We start from the raw sequence: 16,550 nt of genomic DNA, 5'->3' as shown, positions 1-16,550 counted from the left end.
AACAATTTTTGATAAAATACCTTCACAAGTCATTTATTTAAGAGGGAATATGATTAGCCTCAAAAACACGATTCGAAAAGTTATAATTGGTATCATTGTATTCATTGTATTGACATTTATAATTAACTTTTGGTTTGTACCCACCACGAAGTCTTACTTAAATACGAGTAACCAAAGGATTCAAAATGTTAAAGAGAACATTATTGCATTGGATTTGCCAATGCGTGTTATCGATAATGTTTTAACTCAAGTGGCAAATGATGCTTCCAATCAGTCAAATATCAAACTACTCGAAGCCTATGACAAAAATCAAAAGCTTATGATGAATGCCACTAAAGAAATGCAGTCTGAGCTCAAGCTGATACAGATGGATTTGTTTTCGGTCAACAAGCTTAGCTTATCAAGACATAAAGAATTGTTAAATGAAATGGACGATAAGCTGGATGAGCTCTCATTAAGTGCGTCTAGAATAAATGAGCTTATTCGCGGGAGTAAAATTGACAATACACCTTTTGACATTATAAAAAATTATGATGAACGCATTGTACAAACCATTGGAGAGCTTGAGTTATTAAATAAAGCATTCAACGATAATGTTGTTAATGATTTAACGATTTTAATCAATGGCATCCTCGTTCTACTGATATTATTTTTAATTCTATTTAGTTTAGGGGTTTATAAATACGTTATTTACGATCAACAATTTATTATTAAAAGCTTTGAGCAAATGGAGCAAAAAAATTATGATTTTAATCATTTGCCAAAAACGCGTGCTATTTTTACAGAAGAAAGAGACATCTACGAAAAAATCAAAGTTATATATGAAGAAGAACAGTTTGCGAAGGATGTTAAAGAAATTATCCTTGAGACTTATCATATCGATGATGTAATTGAAAAATTGTTTAAAACGGTTTCATCTCGTCTTAATATCGATCGCGTTGGAATTGCCTTTGTAGATTACAGCCGCAAAAAGTTTATCGCCGAGTTTGGTTTTGCTAATTATGATGGTATTAAGCTTGGTCCAGGATTTGAAGTGAATTTTGGAAAGACGACATTAACCAAGATTCTCTATTCAAAAATGTCATTTATCACTGAAGATTTGGAAGAAGAGTTGGTTAAAAGACCCAATAGTGCATCGCTAAAGCTCCTCATGGAAGAAGGCGTACAATCCAATCTAGTTGTACCGTTAATTATGGGCGAGGCTGTTTTTGGAATGGTATTTTTTTCATCAACTGAAAAACACCATTTCAATCAAGAACATCTAAGACTTGCTGAAAAGTTGATTTATGAAATCAGCGGTATGTTGAATAGAGCCTATTTTACGAAAGTAGTTCTATCAAGGATCACGAATAGCTTTTCTGAACTTGTGGATAAGAAGGACAATGAAACGGGGGATCATCTTCAGAGGATGGTTCGATATTCAGTAATTATCGCTGAAGGGCTTCGAGTCTCAAAAATTGAGAATTATGACGTTAACAGAAAGTTTGTCCTAGAAGTTGAGAGAAATGCATCTGCTCATGACATCGGTAAAGTTGGTATACCAGATGAAATTTTGAAAAAGCCTGGAAAGTTAGACCCTGATGAGTGGGAAATTATGAAAACACATGCTGCTATCGGCGCTGATATATTTAAATCACTACGAGAAGGACTTCAAGTCTTTGATGCGGAGTTCTATCGATTTGCAGAAGATATTGCACGTTATCATCATGAAAGATGGGATGGGACTGGTTATCCAGAAGGATTAGAGAAGTTAGAAATACCGCTTGCAGCTAGAATTGTTGCAATTGCGGATGTATTTGACGCTTTGACCTCCAAACGCCACTACAAGGAGCCTTTCAGTTTTGAAAGATCACTTGAAATGATTAGAGCATCTGCTGGAACACATTTAGATCCTATTTTGGTAGATATTTTTCTTAAGCATCAGGATAAGGTTTGGCTAGTTTATCAAGAAAATGTATAATCATTCAAAGTTACGTCACTTTATATAAAATGAAGTGACGTTTTTTTATTTAGCCACAATCTTGCTTGTGGTAAAATCTGAGGACTCGATGTCCGAAGATTTTTATTTTATATATTCGTTCACAAATATTAACAAATTTTAAGATATATCGAAAAATTTTTATGTTTCAAAGTATTGGAAATTCAATATCCAAAAAAAAATATATTGAGGTAAATTGCGCCGTAATGTAGAAAAAAGTCAGATAAATCTGTATAATAAGAAAAGACCAAGGATCACTTCGAAGGAGGGGCTGAATGCTACGAATGAAACGGGGGAAAGACGAACTTGTCAAGGCTGAAAAACCTGAAAAGGTTAAGCCTGAAAAAGTTAAGAAAGTAAAAGAGAAAAAAGTTAAAGAGAAAAAAGCTACAAAGAAAATGAAAGGCGATAAGCCGAAAAAAGTAAAACAAAAGAGCAAATCATCGAGAAGTGTGGACTCGAAGATTAGATTGAGGTTTAAGGATTGGTCAATACGAAATAAAATTATCGCAGGATTCTTAGTAATCATTATTGCGTTAATTTACGTTACGGTATCATCTTATAATTTTATTGGTCTTATTGCGTATGAATACATTCCTGTAATTCAGCTTCAATCACAGCTTAGCACAACCGTTCAGCATATGAACGCTACTCAAAGAGACTTCCTAATGATTGATCGAACAAATGAAGATTATTTTAAAGAAGCCTCAAAGCTTGAAGAAGGACAGTTGGCACAAACCGAGAGAACGCTTGAATTTGCAAACTCTTATCAAAGTGCGTTAAAGGATGTCAACGAGCTTCAAGACACTGATCTTGTAAAAAATGAGCCCGTTTTAAAGGACAGCATCGATCAGCTTAAAATGGAAATCAATAACTATAATACAATTTTTGATCAGATGCATGAAAATATTCAAAAGCGTGGTTTCGATCGCTATGGCGTCGTAGGTGAAATTGATACGATGAAAAAACAACTTAAGGCAAAGTTAGCGGCAATGCCTCAGGATAGCAATCTCGATAAAGCCATAGCCAATCTTGATAGTGCACATGTAAATTATCTTTATACACAGGAAAAACGTTTTCTAGATCAAATTAAGGATCAATTGAATTATCCGAACACTCAGGTTATGTTAGGCTCATTTACAGACAGTTATAAGAGTGAATACAATACCATCTCTGAGGGGTATGTAAATGCATTCGCTAACTTGGTTGCTTTAGACGATACCATTGGACGTAATCCTGAAGAAGGATTATTTGCAGAGTTAACCGCATCTAGCGATCGTACAAATGAGCTCGTGACTCAAATAACTGAAACCATTAAAACAGAGCTTGAATCAAGCTTAAAAAGCTTAATTGGAAAATTGATTCTATTAGTTTTAGTGGTAACTGGAGCAGCCATTGCATTTGCATTTGTATTAGCGACTGTCATCTCTAAACCAGTTAAAAATGTCAATCTTATGCTTGAAGATATCTCTGAGGGTGAAGGCGATTTAACAAAGACCTTGAATATTAATACAAAAGAAGAGATGGGTACGATGGCGACCCTGTTCAATAAGTTTGTCTCTAAAATACAAGCAGTTGTAATTAAGGTAAAGGACAGTGCAACCACTTTAACTGGATATACTGATGAGATTCACGATGCGATTGATCAAGCAAATGAGAGCATTGAGCAAATTAATCTTGAAGTAAGGTCAATGATTGATGGCTTACAAAATAATGCAAGTGTGGTTCAAGAGACAACCGCAAGCATTCAAGAACTTTCTAGTAGTGCTCAAATGATTTCAAGAGAAGCTGAAGCAGTCGTTGTAGATTCTGAGAACGTACTTGAAGCGTCTAAGAATGGTGTGGAAAAATTGAGCGGCGTTGTAAACAGCATCGAGAAGGTTAAGGCATCATCAGAATCAATGGCGGACGTCATTACAACCTTGAGACATTCCTCAAATGAGATTGTTGAAATTGTCAATATTATCAACGCCATTGCAGAACAGACTTCATTGTTGGCACTCAATGCTTCAATCGAAGCAGCAAGAGCAGGCGAGCATGGAAGAGGCTTCTCGGTAGTAGCAGAGGAAGTGAGAAAGCTTGCAGAACAAAGCAAAGGCTCTGCATTTAAAATCAATGATATTATTACACAAATTTCTAAAGACATTCATGGCGCTGGTGAAACCATGCAACTTGAAAAGCAATTGGTTGAGAAGAGTGTTTCTGAAGTACATGAAACCAACCAAAGCTTCAATCAGATATTAAAATTGATAGAAGCAATTGATCAAAAGCTTTCAAATATCAGTCGAGGTGCCGGCCAACAATCACAAATTTCTGAAGAAATGGCAAGAGCAGTGGATGAACTTTCTAATATTATGCAAGACAATGTGTCTTCATCAGAACGAATTGGCGCAAGTATAGAGAATCAAGTTGCAACATTTGAAGAAATTGCAGCGAGTATTTCAGAACTTAAGAATATGGCGACAATTCTAGAAACGGAGACAAATCGATTTAAAGTATAAAGTGAAACCCTTCAAACTTAAGTTTGAAGGGTTTTTTAATTGTTCTCCGAAAGTAGCCATTCATAGCGTTTGGGGATGATCAACTTTAAAAGGCAGTGAGATGATCATCTGAGGACTTGAAATTATAAGTTGGCTAATATATGCTTATGTATGTACTTAAAATTAGAGTAGACTGAACTTTTCAAATAAAAATTCGTCATATATAGAGGTGGACATGCAAATTAAAGAAGCTTATCTGCACGTAATCGATGCAGTTAATGATGTGAAATTACTTTCAGAAAAAGCGATGCAAATCGACGTAGAAATAGAAGAGTATGCAATAAAGCATACCGAGATTTTTAAGGATCATTTGGATATTTCCGAATTGCCGCTTAATGTACAAACCAAGCTTGGTTTATCTGAAAACAGCGATTTCAAAGAGGTAACCCTACAAGTAGCAGATTTGTTCTTCGATGCGATGCAGCAAACCGAAGAAATAAAACCCTGCGACTTAATGTGTCTGAGCCTAGAGGATGAAAATGGTCCTTTTTATGCTTTTTTGAAGTTGAACTTTAGAACGAGCTTTGCGCATGCTGTAGAACTAGAAGAAAATTTAATCATGAATAAAATTGTGCGTCAGGTGACGACCCTGCCTTACAAATCTCAAAAGGTTGAAGAGGGCTTTTTAATTGACTTTAGCTCGGACACTATTTTTGTTAAAGACAAGCAAGTGACCATCGATGGAAACAAGGTTAAGTACATTACTGAGAAAATCTTTGGTACCTTTGGTGCGTTAACCACCAAGCGGAAAATTGATTTAATCACGAAAACCGCTGAGAAGGTAATTGAAAAATACGATGATCAACCATTAATTAAAACGGCAAAAATGCGTCAAATGGTTACGGAACAGTTGGATCAAACAGGAAGCATCGATCTTTCTCCAATTGTTGAAGCGTGTATGGACACTCAAATTGCTAAAGATACTTATTATCAGTCACTTACTGAAAAGGGTGTGGATTCTGAAGGAGTAAAGCTCAATGAAGCACAGGCTAAAAAGCTCAAACGAACACAACGAATAAAGACAGCAAGTGGTGTCGAAATTATCTTGCCTTTCGAATATGTTTCTAGAACTGAGAACTTAAGTATCGTCAATCATCCTGATGGTTCTGTTAGTATAGAACTTAAAAATCTTGGAGAATTATTATGAGACTCAATAAATATTTAAGTGATGCTGGCGTATGCTCAAGACGCGAAGCCGATCGACAAATCGAAGCGGGTAAGGTTCTCGTAAATGGTGTTGTAGCAGTATTAGGTACTCAAGTTGAGGCTACCGATAGCGTAACTTTTAATGGTAAAGAGGTCAATGTTGTGAATGAAAAGGTAATATTGGCCGTTTATAAGCCTATCGGTATAGAGTGTACCAGTGCATCAGATGTACAAGACAATATCGTTAATTATGTGGGTTATAAGACACGTCTTTATCCAGTGGGTAGGTTGGACAAACAATCAGAAGGTTTGATCTTAATGACCAATGATGGTGAGTTATCCAATGGCATCTTAAAAGCCAGATACTTTCATGAAAAAGAATACATCGTTAGAGTGAACAAGCCTCTTTCTAGAGACTTTTTAAAACAAATGCGAGCAGGCGTCCCTATTTTGGATACAGTAACCAGACCTTGCGAGGTTGAAAAGCTAGATGAACGAAACTTTAAGATCATTCTAACGCAAGGGCTAAATCGCCAGATAAGAAGGATGTGTGAAGCGTTAGGCTATGAAGTGCTTAATTTAAAGCGAACTAGGGTATTAAATATAACGTTAGAGGGGCTTGAATACGGAAAGTGGCGTCATTTGAGCAAGGATGAAGAAAGTGCATTAAGAGCAATTGTTTCAAAAAATGATGAGACAGCTTTTCTAAAGGAAGCTGAGGATTTTGACGATAATTAATTCAGAGACAGAGTGTTTAAACGGAGAGAGAGATAAAGTCATTTTGAGGATGACTGCTATTGATTGGAATTGAGGGATATCATGTTAGAAAATGTTTTAATCGCGGGATTTGCGACATTCATAGTGTTTATAAGCGTTGAAACCGTTAAGAGCTTTAGACAGTTTTTAATTTTCAAGAGAGTAAGAGAGGCAATCCTCATCGCTGCTTTTGGCTATTTAAAACATACCCCTAAGGGCTTTGTCGATTTGTCACGTTTAAAGACACATCTGATTGATAAATTAAAAGAAATCAAATTATCTAGATGGGTAAAAGACATAACGATCACTTGGGAATCCGTGGATGCCATCCAGTTTGTTTTTGAACTGAAGTTTGAAAAACTACAGCCAAAGTATAAATTTGTCATTGGATTAAAAGACGTAGATGAAATTGTAAATCGATCAAAGTAATTAAAGATGATAAGGATGTGAGAAAATGAGAAGGGTTGTTGTTATTCTATTAATCGCAGTTGCACTATTTTTGTTTTACAGTATCGCGACTCACACAGACAAACCTAAAGACATAGAAACCTATCATTTCGATTTTGACGAGATCGATAAGGATTTTTGGCTCGTTAGTGAATGGGAATCCTACAAACGTGCGTATGATTTGGTAAAAACAGATAATGGCATTCTCGAACTCAGTCAAGACGTTACTGGCATTATGCCGTACATGCTTAGTAAACCATTGGAGCTTCAAAGTAAAGATGTCTTGACCATTAAAAGAAGGATTAAAATTTCCCATGGTTTAGATACCTTCTCAGGTGGCTTGGCGCTTTATCAAACTTTAGATTTGGAGTTAATGCCTGAATCAACTGATGGTGCGTGGTTTACAGCTTTTGGAGATGGCGTAGCTTTGATAGAGTATTCATATGATCTGACCCATGAAACTGAAAGACCTGGAAAAGATGTTTTTAGATTCTTAGCTGCAGATTGGGAATACAATGAGAACTATCAGTTAATTACTCCGGTTTATGACGAATGGGTGGATGAAACTTTAATCTTTGATATGCGCTCCAATCAAATGATTTATAAGCTAGGTGATAAAGAATATAAGCTGTATAGCTATAAGTTAGATAAAAGTGCCATCCGTATATTGATGCATCCTTACGGGACTGGAACAGGAAATAAAATTGAAGTTGATTCTATGGACGTAACCATAGAAGACAAATCTACTCGTTAAGAGGACATTAAATTGAAGAGTATGTACGAAAAAGGGCTGGAATATGCCCTTTATTTGTTGGCTGGCCAAATGAAAACGGAAAAACAAATGCGAGATAAACTCAAAGGCAAAGCATATGAGGATGAGATTATTGAAAAAATTGTTCGCCAGCTATTAGAGGTAAAATACCTAGATGATGTTAATTATGCGCAGTGTTATATCAGAGCCAACCGTCATAAGTATGGTAGCTATCGTCTTAAGATGAGTTTGAAGCAAAAAGGCGTCAGGCAAACCGATATAGACTTGGCATTTTTGAACGAAGAAGATGAAGCGATGGAAGCCTCTGATGCCATTACTGAAAACGATATTGTTTCTAGAATTTTAGAGAAAAAAATAGCGAGTACAACCATTGATTGGACTCGCATGAAATCAGACTATCAATATAAAAATGCAATCTATCAGAAACTGGCAAGATTTTTAGCCAGTCGCGGATTTTCCGCTGACGTTATTAAAACGGTGCTGCGTAATCGGTTGACTGAGGAGTTCATCGATGAATTTTGAGTTGGCATTAAAAGCACCGTTAATAAATTCAGAATGTAAGAGCTCAAACCGTTTTTTAGCTCTCGTTAAACCGACATAGAACAGTCGCCTTTCTTCTTCAATTTGAGCGTCTGTTCTATTTTTTGCATTTGGAAAGACCTGTGGATTAACATCCACCATATAGACTTCATCAAATTCTAATCCTTTGGAGCCGTGGATGGTGGAAAGGGTAATCCCTTCTTCTATATTTCCCTGATTGCTCATCAAGAATTTTCTGAGGGTATCAATTCGATTGATAAAATCGAAGCCTGTCTTTAATGGCTTTGCAATTGCTTTGTACGTATCAAGCCGGGTTCGAGCATAGGTCATCGTAAATCCAAGCTTTGAGGCACTATTCTTAATGTAATCCAGATAACCGAGCTCAGTTTCAATGAAATGTATGGCATCGTAAGGTCTTAATTTTGAGAGGGCTTCAAATTGCTCTTTTAGTCTTTCTTGTGTTCTGGTTTGATAATCTTGTAAAAAGGGTATTTCAATGAGAACGTTGAATATATTTCTACCTCTTTGATTCAACTGAATGTAATTTAACATTTCTCTTGAAATAAAACCATTGGTTTTAAAAACGATTCGACTGAAACTTTGGAAATCCTGTGGAATCATCGCCAAAGTGATAAAGGCCAACAAATCTTCTAAAAGCCAATGACTCAACTCTGCATGAGGCATGTCCTTAATTTGAAAGGACATTTTTTCATTTTCAAGTAAATCGATGATGCTAATCGCTGAAATTTTGTTTCTGTAGAGTACTGCCAGTGTTTGTTTTTGGTCATGTGCTTCATCAAAGCATGCTTTCAAATAAGTATTTCTCCCAATTAAGTCATCAAATATTCGAACAACAGGTTCTTCAATGGGCGAAAAGAATGGCAGCATTTTTTTGGGGTATCTATCCTTATTATGTGCAATGATTTCAGCAGCTGCTGTGACGATATGTGCGTCGGATCTGAAGTTTTGATCTAAATAGTATAAATTGGCACCTTCAAATCTCTTTTGAAAGTCAAGTAGATATCGGGGATAAGCTCCCCTAAATCCATAAATAGATTGATCGTCATCTGCAACTAAAAACAAGTTGCTTTCATCAGAGAGAAGTAACTCTATTAGCTCAAACTGAAGAAGAGAGGTATCTTGTGCTTCATCTACTTGAATAAATCTATATTGTTCAACAAGACTTCTACGATATTGAGGCGATTTTTTTAAAAGCTGAATGGCGCTGATGAGCATATCATCAAAATCAAATAGTAAATGCCTTTTTTTGTACTTATGATAGTCCTCGGCCATTTCAAAAATATCATCCCAATCAAAGGTTTGGTCGTGTGATTGATTGCGATTTAGCCTGAGATTGTAAATTAAACCTATTTGATTTGAAAGTGTTTCGAAGTCATCCTCACTCAGTGATTCGTGATGTCTTTTTCGATAGACCTCATTTAGAATTCGGTATTTCTGTGAACCATCTTCAAGGAGTGTCATCTCTTTGCTAATAGAGTTCAAATAGCTTTTATACATTCTAAAAGCCAGACGATGAATGGTCATAAATTGAAAGGATGCACCTTCTGGAAAAGTAGAGCGATAGCGTCTTTCCATATCATCGGCTGATGCCTTAGAAAAGGTAAGTGTTAAAATTGAATCAGGCGAGACCTGATAATGATCCACCAAATGTATTAATCGATGTAAAAGTAGGGTTGTTTTTCCGCTACCTGGAATCGCAAGTGTAAGTGCAGGGCCAGTAAAATGTCTTGAGGCTTCTAATTGTCCTTTTGTAAGGTTTTTTTCTGCCATTTTAACTCCTAATAGGGCAATTTTGTCAAAAAAACCCCAATATATGTTCTGTTTTGATATAAAAAAGGGGTTTATGTGTGAATGATTTATGAATAATATATAACAAGGGGGTAAATTTTGCAATAAACCCTTGCTACAAGACGTGTATAAGGTATAATTATAGTGATTTTAGCTATACAACTTTACATTTTTCATCAAATAAGTTACTATTAATTAGTTAAAGAGGTTAATTAAACTCCCTTGAGGAGTTAAATAAATAAGAGATCGGGAGGCACCCATGAGCTACGAGATTTTAAAGAAAGAAAATAGTGAAGTGACCATTAAGGTGACTGTACCTGCTGAAGCATTTGAAAAAGCAGTTCTTGCCGCTTATAACAAAAATAAAGGCAAATTTAACGTTCCAGGATTTAGAAAAGGCAAAGTACCTAAATCAATTATTGAAAAGCAATACGGCGAAGGCGTTTTCTATGAAGATGCAGTTAACTTATTATTACCTGAATACTATGAAAAAGCATTAGATGCTTTATCAATTGAGCCAGTTGCAAGACCTGACATTGACATTACTGAAATTGAAGCAAAAAAAGACATGGTGTTTACTGCAGTTGTAACTGTGGCGCCAGAGTTTGTACTTGAAGGCTACAAAGGTATCGAAGTTGAGACAGTAAATGCTGAAGTGACTGACGAAATGATCGATGCTGAAATCGACAAAACTAGAAATATGAACGCTAGATTAGTTTCTGTTTCTGATAGAGCAGTGCAAGACGGCGATACAGTAATCATCGATTACAAAGGCTTTGTTGGCGAAGATCAATTCCAAGGTGGTACTGCAGAGAATCAAGAGTTAGTGATTGGTTCAGGTAAGTTCATTCCAGGATTTGAAGAACAACTTGTTGGCGCTAATGTTGGCGATCATGTACATGTTAATGTAACTTTCCCTGAAGTTTATCATTCAGATGAGCTTGCTGGAAAAGAAGCCGTGTTCCACGTATCGGTTAATGATATTAAATTTAAAGAGCTTCCTGAATTGGATGATGAGTTTGCAAAAGACGTCTCAGAGTTTGATACACTTGAGGCTTATAAAGCTAGCTTAAAAGCTGAACTTGAAGTATCGGCAGCAGAAAGCGCAAAAGCAGCACAAAGAGACAAAGTCATCGATAAAGTAACAGAGTTAATTACAGTAGAGATTCCTGAGAAGATGATCGAAGCTGAAATCGATGGCATGGTAAGAGAATTTGATCAACAATTAAAATACCAAGGCTTAAGCTTAGACCAATACGTTCAGTTTACTGGTGGTAGCTTTGATGCGTTGAAAGAGCAAATGAAACCAGATGCACTTGCTAGAGTAAAAACAAGCTTAGTCATCGAAAAAGTAATGAACCAAGAAAACATCGAAGTAACTGAAGAAGATATCGAAGCAGAACTTCAAAAAATCGCTGAGCTTCAAAAGAGAGAAATTGAAGAAATCAGAAAAGTATTCAGCCAAGACAATTATGACTATTTAAAATCTAACTTAAAATCTAGAAAGACAGTAGACTTCCTAGTGGACAATGCAAAGTTAGTCTAGTTTATTAACGGAGGTGCAAAATGGCAAGTTATATCCCTTATGTTATCGAACAAACAAGTAAAGGCGAAAGATCATACGACATCTATTCGAGACTTTTAAAAGACAGGATTATTTTCATTAGTGGAGAGATTGATGACAATACTGCAAATTCAGTTGTTGCGCAACTTCTTTTCCTTGAAGCTGAAAACCCTGAACAGGATATTAACATCTATATCAACAGTCCTGGAGGCTCAATAACAGCTGGGATGGCTATTTTTGACACCATGGAATATATTAAACCTGATGTATCGACGATTTGTATCGGTATGGCAGCGAGTATGGGTGCTTTCCTACTTGCTGCTGGTGCAAAAGGTAAAAGATACGCGTTACCGAATGCAGAAGTTATGATTCACCAACCACTTGGTGGTGCAAGAGGTCAAGCTTCTGATATCAAAATTCAAGCAGACCGTATCTTGAAAATGCGTCAAGATTTAAACCGAATTCTCAGCGAAAAAACTGGGAAGCCATATGAACAAATCGAAAAAGATACAGATAGAGATTTCTTTATGACAGCGGAAGAAGCGGTAGAATATGGCCTTATTGACAAGGTTTTTGTCAAAAGATAATTCAAACGTAAGAAATGAGGTAATCAATGGATAAACCTACATTAAAATGTTCTTTTTGTGGGAAAAGTCAAGAGCAAGTAAAGCGTTTAATTGCAGGTCCAAACGTCTATATTTGTGACGAATGTATTGAACTTTGCAATGAAATTCTTGAAGAAGAGCTTTCGATCTACAAAAAGGAAGATACGGACGAATGGTCTTTGGAGTCTTTACCAAAACCTTCTGAGATTAAAGATATACTAGATTCGTATGTTATCGGACAGGAAAAGGCAAAAAGAACACTCGCCGTCGCGATGTACAATCATTATAAGAGAATACAAAATGAGACCGAAGAGGATGATATTGAACTTCAAAAGAGTAATATTCTTCTGATTGGTCCAACGGGTTCAGGAAAGACGCTATTGGCTCAAACCTTAGCTAAAATCCTTGATGTACCGTTTGCCATTGCCGATGCTACTGCGCTTACTGAAGCGGGTTATGTTGGTGAAGATGTGGAAAACATCATATTAAAATTGGTTCAAGCTGCAGATTATGATATAGAACGTGCACAAAAGGGTATTATCTATATCGATGAGATTGATAAAATCACTAGAAAATCTGAAAATCCATCTATTACTAGAGACGTTTCAGGTGAAGGTGTACAGCAAGCATTGCTTAAAATCATTGAAGGAACCGTTGCTAACGTGCCACCACAAGGTGGACGTAAACACCCACATCAAGAGTTCTTACAGGTAGATACCACTAATATTTTGTTTATCTGCGGTGGTGCCTTTGATGGTATGGGCTCAATTATCAGTTCTAGAATTGGTGAGAAGGCCATGGGATTTGGTGCGGCAGTTCAAAGCAAGAAGGATATTCCTCTTGGCGAATTGTTTGATAAGATTGAGCCTAAGGACTTACTCAAATTTGGACTTATTCCAGAGTTTGTAGGACGTGTGCCAATCGTCGTATCCCTTCATGAACTTGATCACGATGCGCTAGTTAGAATCCTTAAGGAGCCTAAAAACGCTATTGTGAAACAGTATCAAAAAATGTTAAAGCTAGATAGTGTCGAACTTGAATTTGAGGACGATGCGTTGACAGAAGTTGCCAAAATGGCAATAGAAAGAAAAACAGGTGCTCGAGGTTTAAGATCGATTCTTGAAAGCATAATGATGGAAATCATGTATGAAATTCCTTCACGTGACGATATCAAGAAATGCATTGTTACTAAGGAAACCATCAGAAACCATCAATTGCCAACCCTTGTGTTGTATGATTCTAAGAAGGAAGCTTCTAAGAAAGAATCTACTAAGGGTAAAGAAAGTGTATCCTAAAACGAGCGAAAGCTCGTTTTTTGATTAATCTACAATTCACTTGTGGTAAAGGGCAATCATAACAATCATTCAACTTGTTTTTCACATGTATATATTATAGAGAGGTGAAATCATGGAACAAGAAAGCAAAGTAATCAATATTCCTTTGATTCCATTGAGAGGGTTATCCATATTTCCGTATATGGTCTTACACTTTGATGTGGGTCGAAAAAAATCCATAAAGGCGCTTGAAGCCGCTATGGCAAAGGATCAACGTATTTTCTTAACAACGCAATTTGATATAGACAATGATTCGCCTGAATCCACTGATTTCTACAAAGTCGGTACAATTTGTAAAATCAAGCAAATGTTAAAATTGCCTGGTGATGCGATTCGTGTACTCGTTGAGGGGATTCAGCGTGCTGAAGTAAGTGAAATCGTTGAAGAATCGCCTTACTTCCGTGTAGATGTCAATGTTTTTGAAGATGATATTACTGTAGATAAAGAAATTAGTGCGCTTATGAGAAGCAATATCTCTGCTTTTGAAAGATATATTGCGACGACAAATCGTGTGAGTGCAGATGTGATCTTATCAATTACAGCCATTGATGAACCAGGGCGTCTTGCAGATACAATCGCTGCTCAATTGACACTCAAAACAGAACAAAAGCAAGAGCTGATCAATGCTATAGATGTTAAATTGCGTTTAGAGCACCTCTATAAGATCCTTTTAACAGAAGTAGAAATTCTTGAAGTTGAAAAAAACATCAACGATAAAGTAAAAAGTCAAATCAACAAATCTCAAAAAGAATACTACTTGAGAGAACAGATAAAAGCAATTAGAGATGAACTTGGAGAAGAAGACGCACAGGAAGATGAAATTGAAGAAATGCGTCAAAAACTCAAGAAACTAAAATTGTCTAAGAAAATAGACAAAAAAGTAACTGCTGAAATCGATCGTTACTCAAGATTGTCACCTTCATCAGCTGAAAGCGGTGTGATTCGAAGCTACGTAAACTGGATATTAGAATTGCCTTGGCGCAAAGAGACAAAGGATCAAATCGATCTTGTTAAAGCTCAAGCAATTCTAGACGAGGATCATTTTGGGCTTGAAAGTGTAAAAGAACGTGTGGTTGAATATCTTGCGGTAAGAGATTTAACGCAGAGTATGAAAGGCCCGATCATTTGTCTTGTTGGCCCTCCGGGAGTTGGTAAGACTTCTATTGCCAAATCCATCGCACGCTCACTTGGAAGAGAATTTGTAAGAATGTCACTGGGTGGGGTTCGTGATGAAGCTGAAATAAGGGGACATCGCCGTACTTACATTGGTGCGATACCCGGCCGTATCATCAACGGTATTAAAGAAGCTGGAACAAAGAATCCTGTTTTCTTATTTGATGAGATAGATAAGCTTTCTAGCGATTTCAGGGGCGATCCTGCTTCTGCACTTCTAGAAGTTTTAGACCCTGAGCAAAACAAAGAGTTCACAGATCATTATCTTGAAGTGCCATTTGATTTATCAAAGGTTATGTTCGTTACAACTGCAAATTCTCTGAATACGATTCCAAGACCACTTTTAGACCGTATGGAAGTGATTCAAGTTTCTGGCTATACTGAATATGAGAAACTAAACATTGCTAAAAAGTATTTGGTACCTAAGAAAATGGAAGAGCACGGTTTACAAAAGAACTGCCTTTCTGTTTCTGATGAAGGGTTATACGAAATTATCAGAAAGTATACAAGAGAATCTGGTGTTCGTGAGCTTGAAAGAAAAATCGCAGATTTATCTAGAAAAGCCGCGGTAAGAATCGTTAAAGGCGAAGTGAAATCGGTTCGTGTAACAGATAAAAATTTAGATAAATATCTTGGAAAGACAAGATACCACTATGATTTGATTGCTGAAGAAAATCAAGTGGGTATCGTTACAGGACTCGCGTGGACAGCGGTAGGTGGTGACACGCTTTCAATTGAAGTAAACACGATGAAGGGCAAAGGTAAACTTCAATTAACCGGTCAGCTTGGCGATGTAATGAAAGAGTCTGCTCAAGCGGGTTTATCGTATATAAGAACAGTAGCGAGCACCTACGGTATCGTAGAAAACTTCCACGAAACTGTAGATTTACACGTGCACATACCAGAAGGTGCCATTCCTAAGGATGGTCCATCGGCAGGTATTACAATGGCAACCGCTATGATTTCGGCATTGGCTGAAATTCCAGTGAATCGTTTTGTCGCAATGACTGGCGAGATCACGTTAAGAGGCCGTGTATTACCAATCGGTGGCTTTAAAGAAAAAGCATTGGCTGCAAAAAGAGCAGGCATTAAAAAGATACTTTTCCCATTTGACAATTTAAAAGATTTAGATGATATTCCAGAAACCGTTAAGAAGGAAATTGAGTTTATAGCGGTTAAAACCATGGATGAGGTTCTTGAGCATGCTTTGGTTAGAGAGGAAAAGTAAATGAAGATAAAAAATAGTTCCTTTGTAATAAGTGCAGTTTCTAAAACACAGTACCCAGAAGATCAATTGCCTGAGTTTGCTTTTGCTGGTCGATCCAACGTAGGAAAATCTTCGTTGATCAACATGTTACTTGGGAGAAAGGGACTTGCTAAAACCAGTTCAACACCAGGAAAAACCCAATTGGTTAACTTTTATGACATCGATGGGATATTTAGATTTGTCGATCTACCTGGCTATGGCTTTGCAAAGGTATCCAAAACGCAAAAGGCAGGATGGGGCAAGATTATTGAGACGTATCTACACAATAGGAAAACGCTTCTTGAGGTATTCCAGCTCGTCGATATTAGACATACCCCTTCTGCTGAAGACATCCAGATGTACAACTGGATTCGAACAGCTGGCTTTAATGGCATTGTCATTGCGACAAAAGCAGATAAACTCACAAAAAATCAAATTCAAAAACAATTATCGGTCATTAGAAAAACATTGGGAATGGAAAAGGATGCTGTTATATTACCTGTTTCTTCTCAAACGAGAGATGGCAAATACGAATTTTGGGATATGATTAATGAGTTGTTCGAGGCCAACGAAATTGACATCTTTATGGAAAGACAGGATGGCAGTAACAAACTATAAATAATTATTGAGGAGAGTAAAA

Annotated in this window: 13 protein-coding genes; 12 read left to right on the top strand and 1 reads right to left on the bottom strand. The window is 36.8% G+C overall.

The window, feature by feature from the left end; genetic code table 11:
- Positions 1 to 49 precede the first annotated feature (49 nt).
- From AC4PID_RS05915 to AC4PID_RS05885, 7 genes are all read left to right on the top strand, one after another.
- Positions 50 to 1,960, top strand: a complete 1,911-nt coding sequence (locus AC4PID_RS05915; RefSeq protein WP_492134645.1) for a GAF and HD-GYP domain-containing protein — start codon at positions 50 to 52, stop codon at positions 1,958 to 1,960.
- 293 nt (positions 1,961 to 2,253) lie between these two features.
- Entirely contained in the window at positions 2,254 to 4,479 is a 2,226-nt protein-coding gene (locus tag AC4PID_RS05910) for a methyl-accepting chemotaxis protein (protein WP_492134644.1), read from the top strand.
- 214 nt (positions 4,480 to 4,693) lie between these two features.
- Entirely contained in the window at positions 4,694 to 5,665 is a 972-nt protein-coding gene (locus AC4PID_RS05905) for a nucleoid-associated protein (protein ID WP_492134643.1), read from the top strand.
- Positions 5,662 to 6,402 carry a pseudouridine synthase gene (locus AC4PID_RS05900; protein ID WP_492134642.1) on the top strand — a complete coding sequence of 247 codons (741 nt, stop codon included), beginning with the start codon at positions 5,662 to 5,664 and terminating at the stop codon, positions 6,400 to 6,402. Before AC4PID_RS05905 ends, AC4PID_RS05900 begins: the two co-directional genes overlap by 4 nt.
- An 81-nt stretch (positions 6,403 to 6,483) precedes the next feature.
- Entirely contained in the window at positions 6,484 to 6,849 is a 366-nt protein-coding gene (locus AC4PID_RS05895; protein WP_492134641.1) for a hypothetical protein, read from the top strand.
- A 25-nt stretch (positions 6,850 to 6,874) separates the two neighbouring features.
- Positions 6,875 to 7,621, top strand: coding sequence for a hypothetical protein (locus tag AC4PID_RS05890; protein ID WP_492134640.1), 747 nt, complete (start codon positions 6,875 to 6,877; stop codon positions 7,619 to 7,621).
- A 21-nt stretch (positions 7,622 to 7,642) separates the two neighbouring features.
- Positions 7,643 to 8,161 (top strand): regulatory protein RecX, encoded by a 519-nt coding sequence (locus AC4PID_RS05885; protein WP_492135365.1) that lies wholly within the window; start codon positions 7,643 to 7,645, stop codon positions 8,159 to 8,161.
- Here AC4PID_RS05885 and AC4PID_RS05880 read toward each other — a convergent pair.
- On the bottom strand, positions 8,078 to 9,970 hold the full coding sequence (locus AC4PID_RS05880; RefSeq protein WP_492134639.1) for an ATP-dependent helicase: 1,893 nt from the start codon (positions 9,968 to 9,970) through the stop codon (positions 8,078 to 8,080). The two genes, AC4PID_RS05885 and AC4PID_RS05880, sit on opposite strands and share 84 nt — an antisense overlap.
- Before the next feature lie 277 nt (positions 9,971 to 10,247).
- On the opposite strand from AC4PID_RS05880, the gene tig reads away from it, so the two are divergent.
- The 5 genes from tig to yihA all read left to right on the top strand — a co-directional run bounded on the left by tig (position 10,248) and on the right by yihA (position 16,528).
- A complete protein-coding gene (tig, locus tag AC4PID_RS05875) occupies positions 10,248 to 11,534 on the top strand; it encodes a trigger factor (RefSeq protein WP_492134638.1) in 1,287 nt (428 codons plus the stop codon).
- A 20-nt stretch (positions 11,535 to 11,554) separates the two neighbouring features.
- Positions 11,555 to 12,139 (top strand): ATP-dependent Clp endopeptidase proteolytic subunit ClpP, encoded by a 585-nt coding sequence (gene clpP, locus AC4PID_RS05870; protein WP_492134637.1) that lies wholly within the window; start codon positions 11,555 to 11,557, stop codon positions 12,137 to 12,139.
- A 26-nt stretch (positions 12,140 to 12,165) separates the two neighbouring features.
- A complete protein-coding gene (gene clpX, locus AC4PID_RS05865) occupies positions 12,166 to 13,452 on the top strand; it encodes an ATP-dependent Clp protease ATP-binding subunit ClpX (protein WP_492134636.1) in 1,287 nt (428 codons plus the stop codon).
- 112 nt (positions 13,453 to 13,564) lie between these two features.
- Positions 13,565 to 15,892 (top strand): endopeptidase La, encoded by a 2,328-nt coding sequence (gene lon, locus AC4PID_RS05860; RefSeq protein WP_492134635.1) that lies wholly within the window; start codon positions 13,565 to 13,567, stop codon positions 15,890 to 15,892.
- On the top strand, positions 15,893 to 16,528 hold the full coding sequence (gene yihA / locus AC4PID_RS05855) for a ribosome biogenesis GTP-binding protein YihA/YsxC (RefSeq protein WP_492134634.1): 636 nt from the start codon (positions 15,893 to 15,895) through the stop codon (positions 16,526 to 16,528).
- Positions 16,529 to 16,550 lie beyond the last annotated feature (22 nt).

Source organism: Fusibacter sp. QWL-12 (genome assembly GCF_058683495.1).
This window is presented reverse-complemented; position numbering and strand designations above follow the sequence as displayed.

What these genes read in the sequence shown, in the direction of transcription:
- AC4PID_RS05915 (WP_492134645.1), top strand. Translation starts at nt 50, where the DNA reads ATGATTAGCCTCAAAAACACGATTCGAAAAGTTATAATTGGTATCATT.
- AC4PID_RS05910 (WP_492134644.1), top strand. Translation starts at nt 2,254, where the DNA reads ATGCTACGAATGAAACGGGGGAAAGACGAACTTGTCAAGGCTGAAAAA.
- AC4PID_RS05905 (WP_492134643.1), top strand. Translation starts at nt 4,694, where the DNA reads ATGCAAATTAAAGAAGCTTATCTGCACGTAATCGATGCAGTTAATGAT.
- AC4PID_RS05900 (WP_492134642.1), top strand. Translation starts at nt 5,662, where the DNA reads ATGAGACTCAATAAATATTTAAGTGATGCTGGCGTATGCTCAAGACGC.
- AC4PID_RS05895 (WP_492134641.1), top strand. Translation starts at nt 6,484, where the DNA reads ATGTTAGAAAATGTTTTAATCGCGGGATTTGCGACATTCATAGTGTTT.
- AC4PID_RS05890 (WP_492134640.1), top strand. Translation starts at nt 6,875, where the DNA reads ATGAGAAGGGTTGTTGTTATTCTATTAATCGCAGTTGCACTATTTTTG.
- AC4PID_RS05885 (WP_492135365.1), top strand. Translation starts at nt 7,643, where the DNA reads ATGTACGAAAAAGGGCTGGAATATGCCCTTTATTTGTTGGCTGGCCAA.
- AC4PID_RS05880 (WP_492134639.1), bottom strand. Translation starts at nt 9,970, where the DNA reads ATGGCAGAAAAAAACCTTACAAAAGGACAATTAGAAGCCTCAAGACAT.
- tig (WP_492134638.1), top strand. Translation starts at nt 10,248, where the DNA reads ATGAGCTACGAGATTTTAAAGAAAGAAAATAGTGAAGTGACCATTAAG.
- clpP (WP_492134637.1), top strand. Translation starts at nt 11,555, where the DNA reads ATGGCAAGTTATATCCCTTATGTTATCGAACAAACAAGTAAAGGCGAA.
- clpX (WP_492134636.1), top strand. Translation starts at nt 12,166, where the DNA reads ATGGATAAACCTACATTAAAATGTTCTTTTTGTGGGAAAAGTCAAGAG.
- lon (WP_492134635.1), top strand. Translation starts at nt 13,565, where the DNA reads ATGGAACAAGAAAGCAAAGTAATCAATATTCCTTTGATTCCATTGAGA.
- yihA (WP_492134634.1), top strand. Translation starts at nt 15,893, where the DNA reads ATGAAGATAAAAAATAGTTCCTTTGTAATAAGTGCAGTTTCTAAAACA.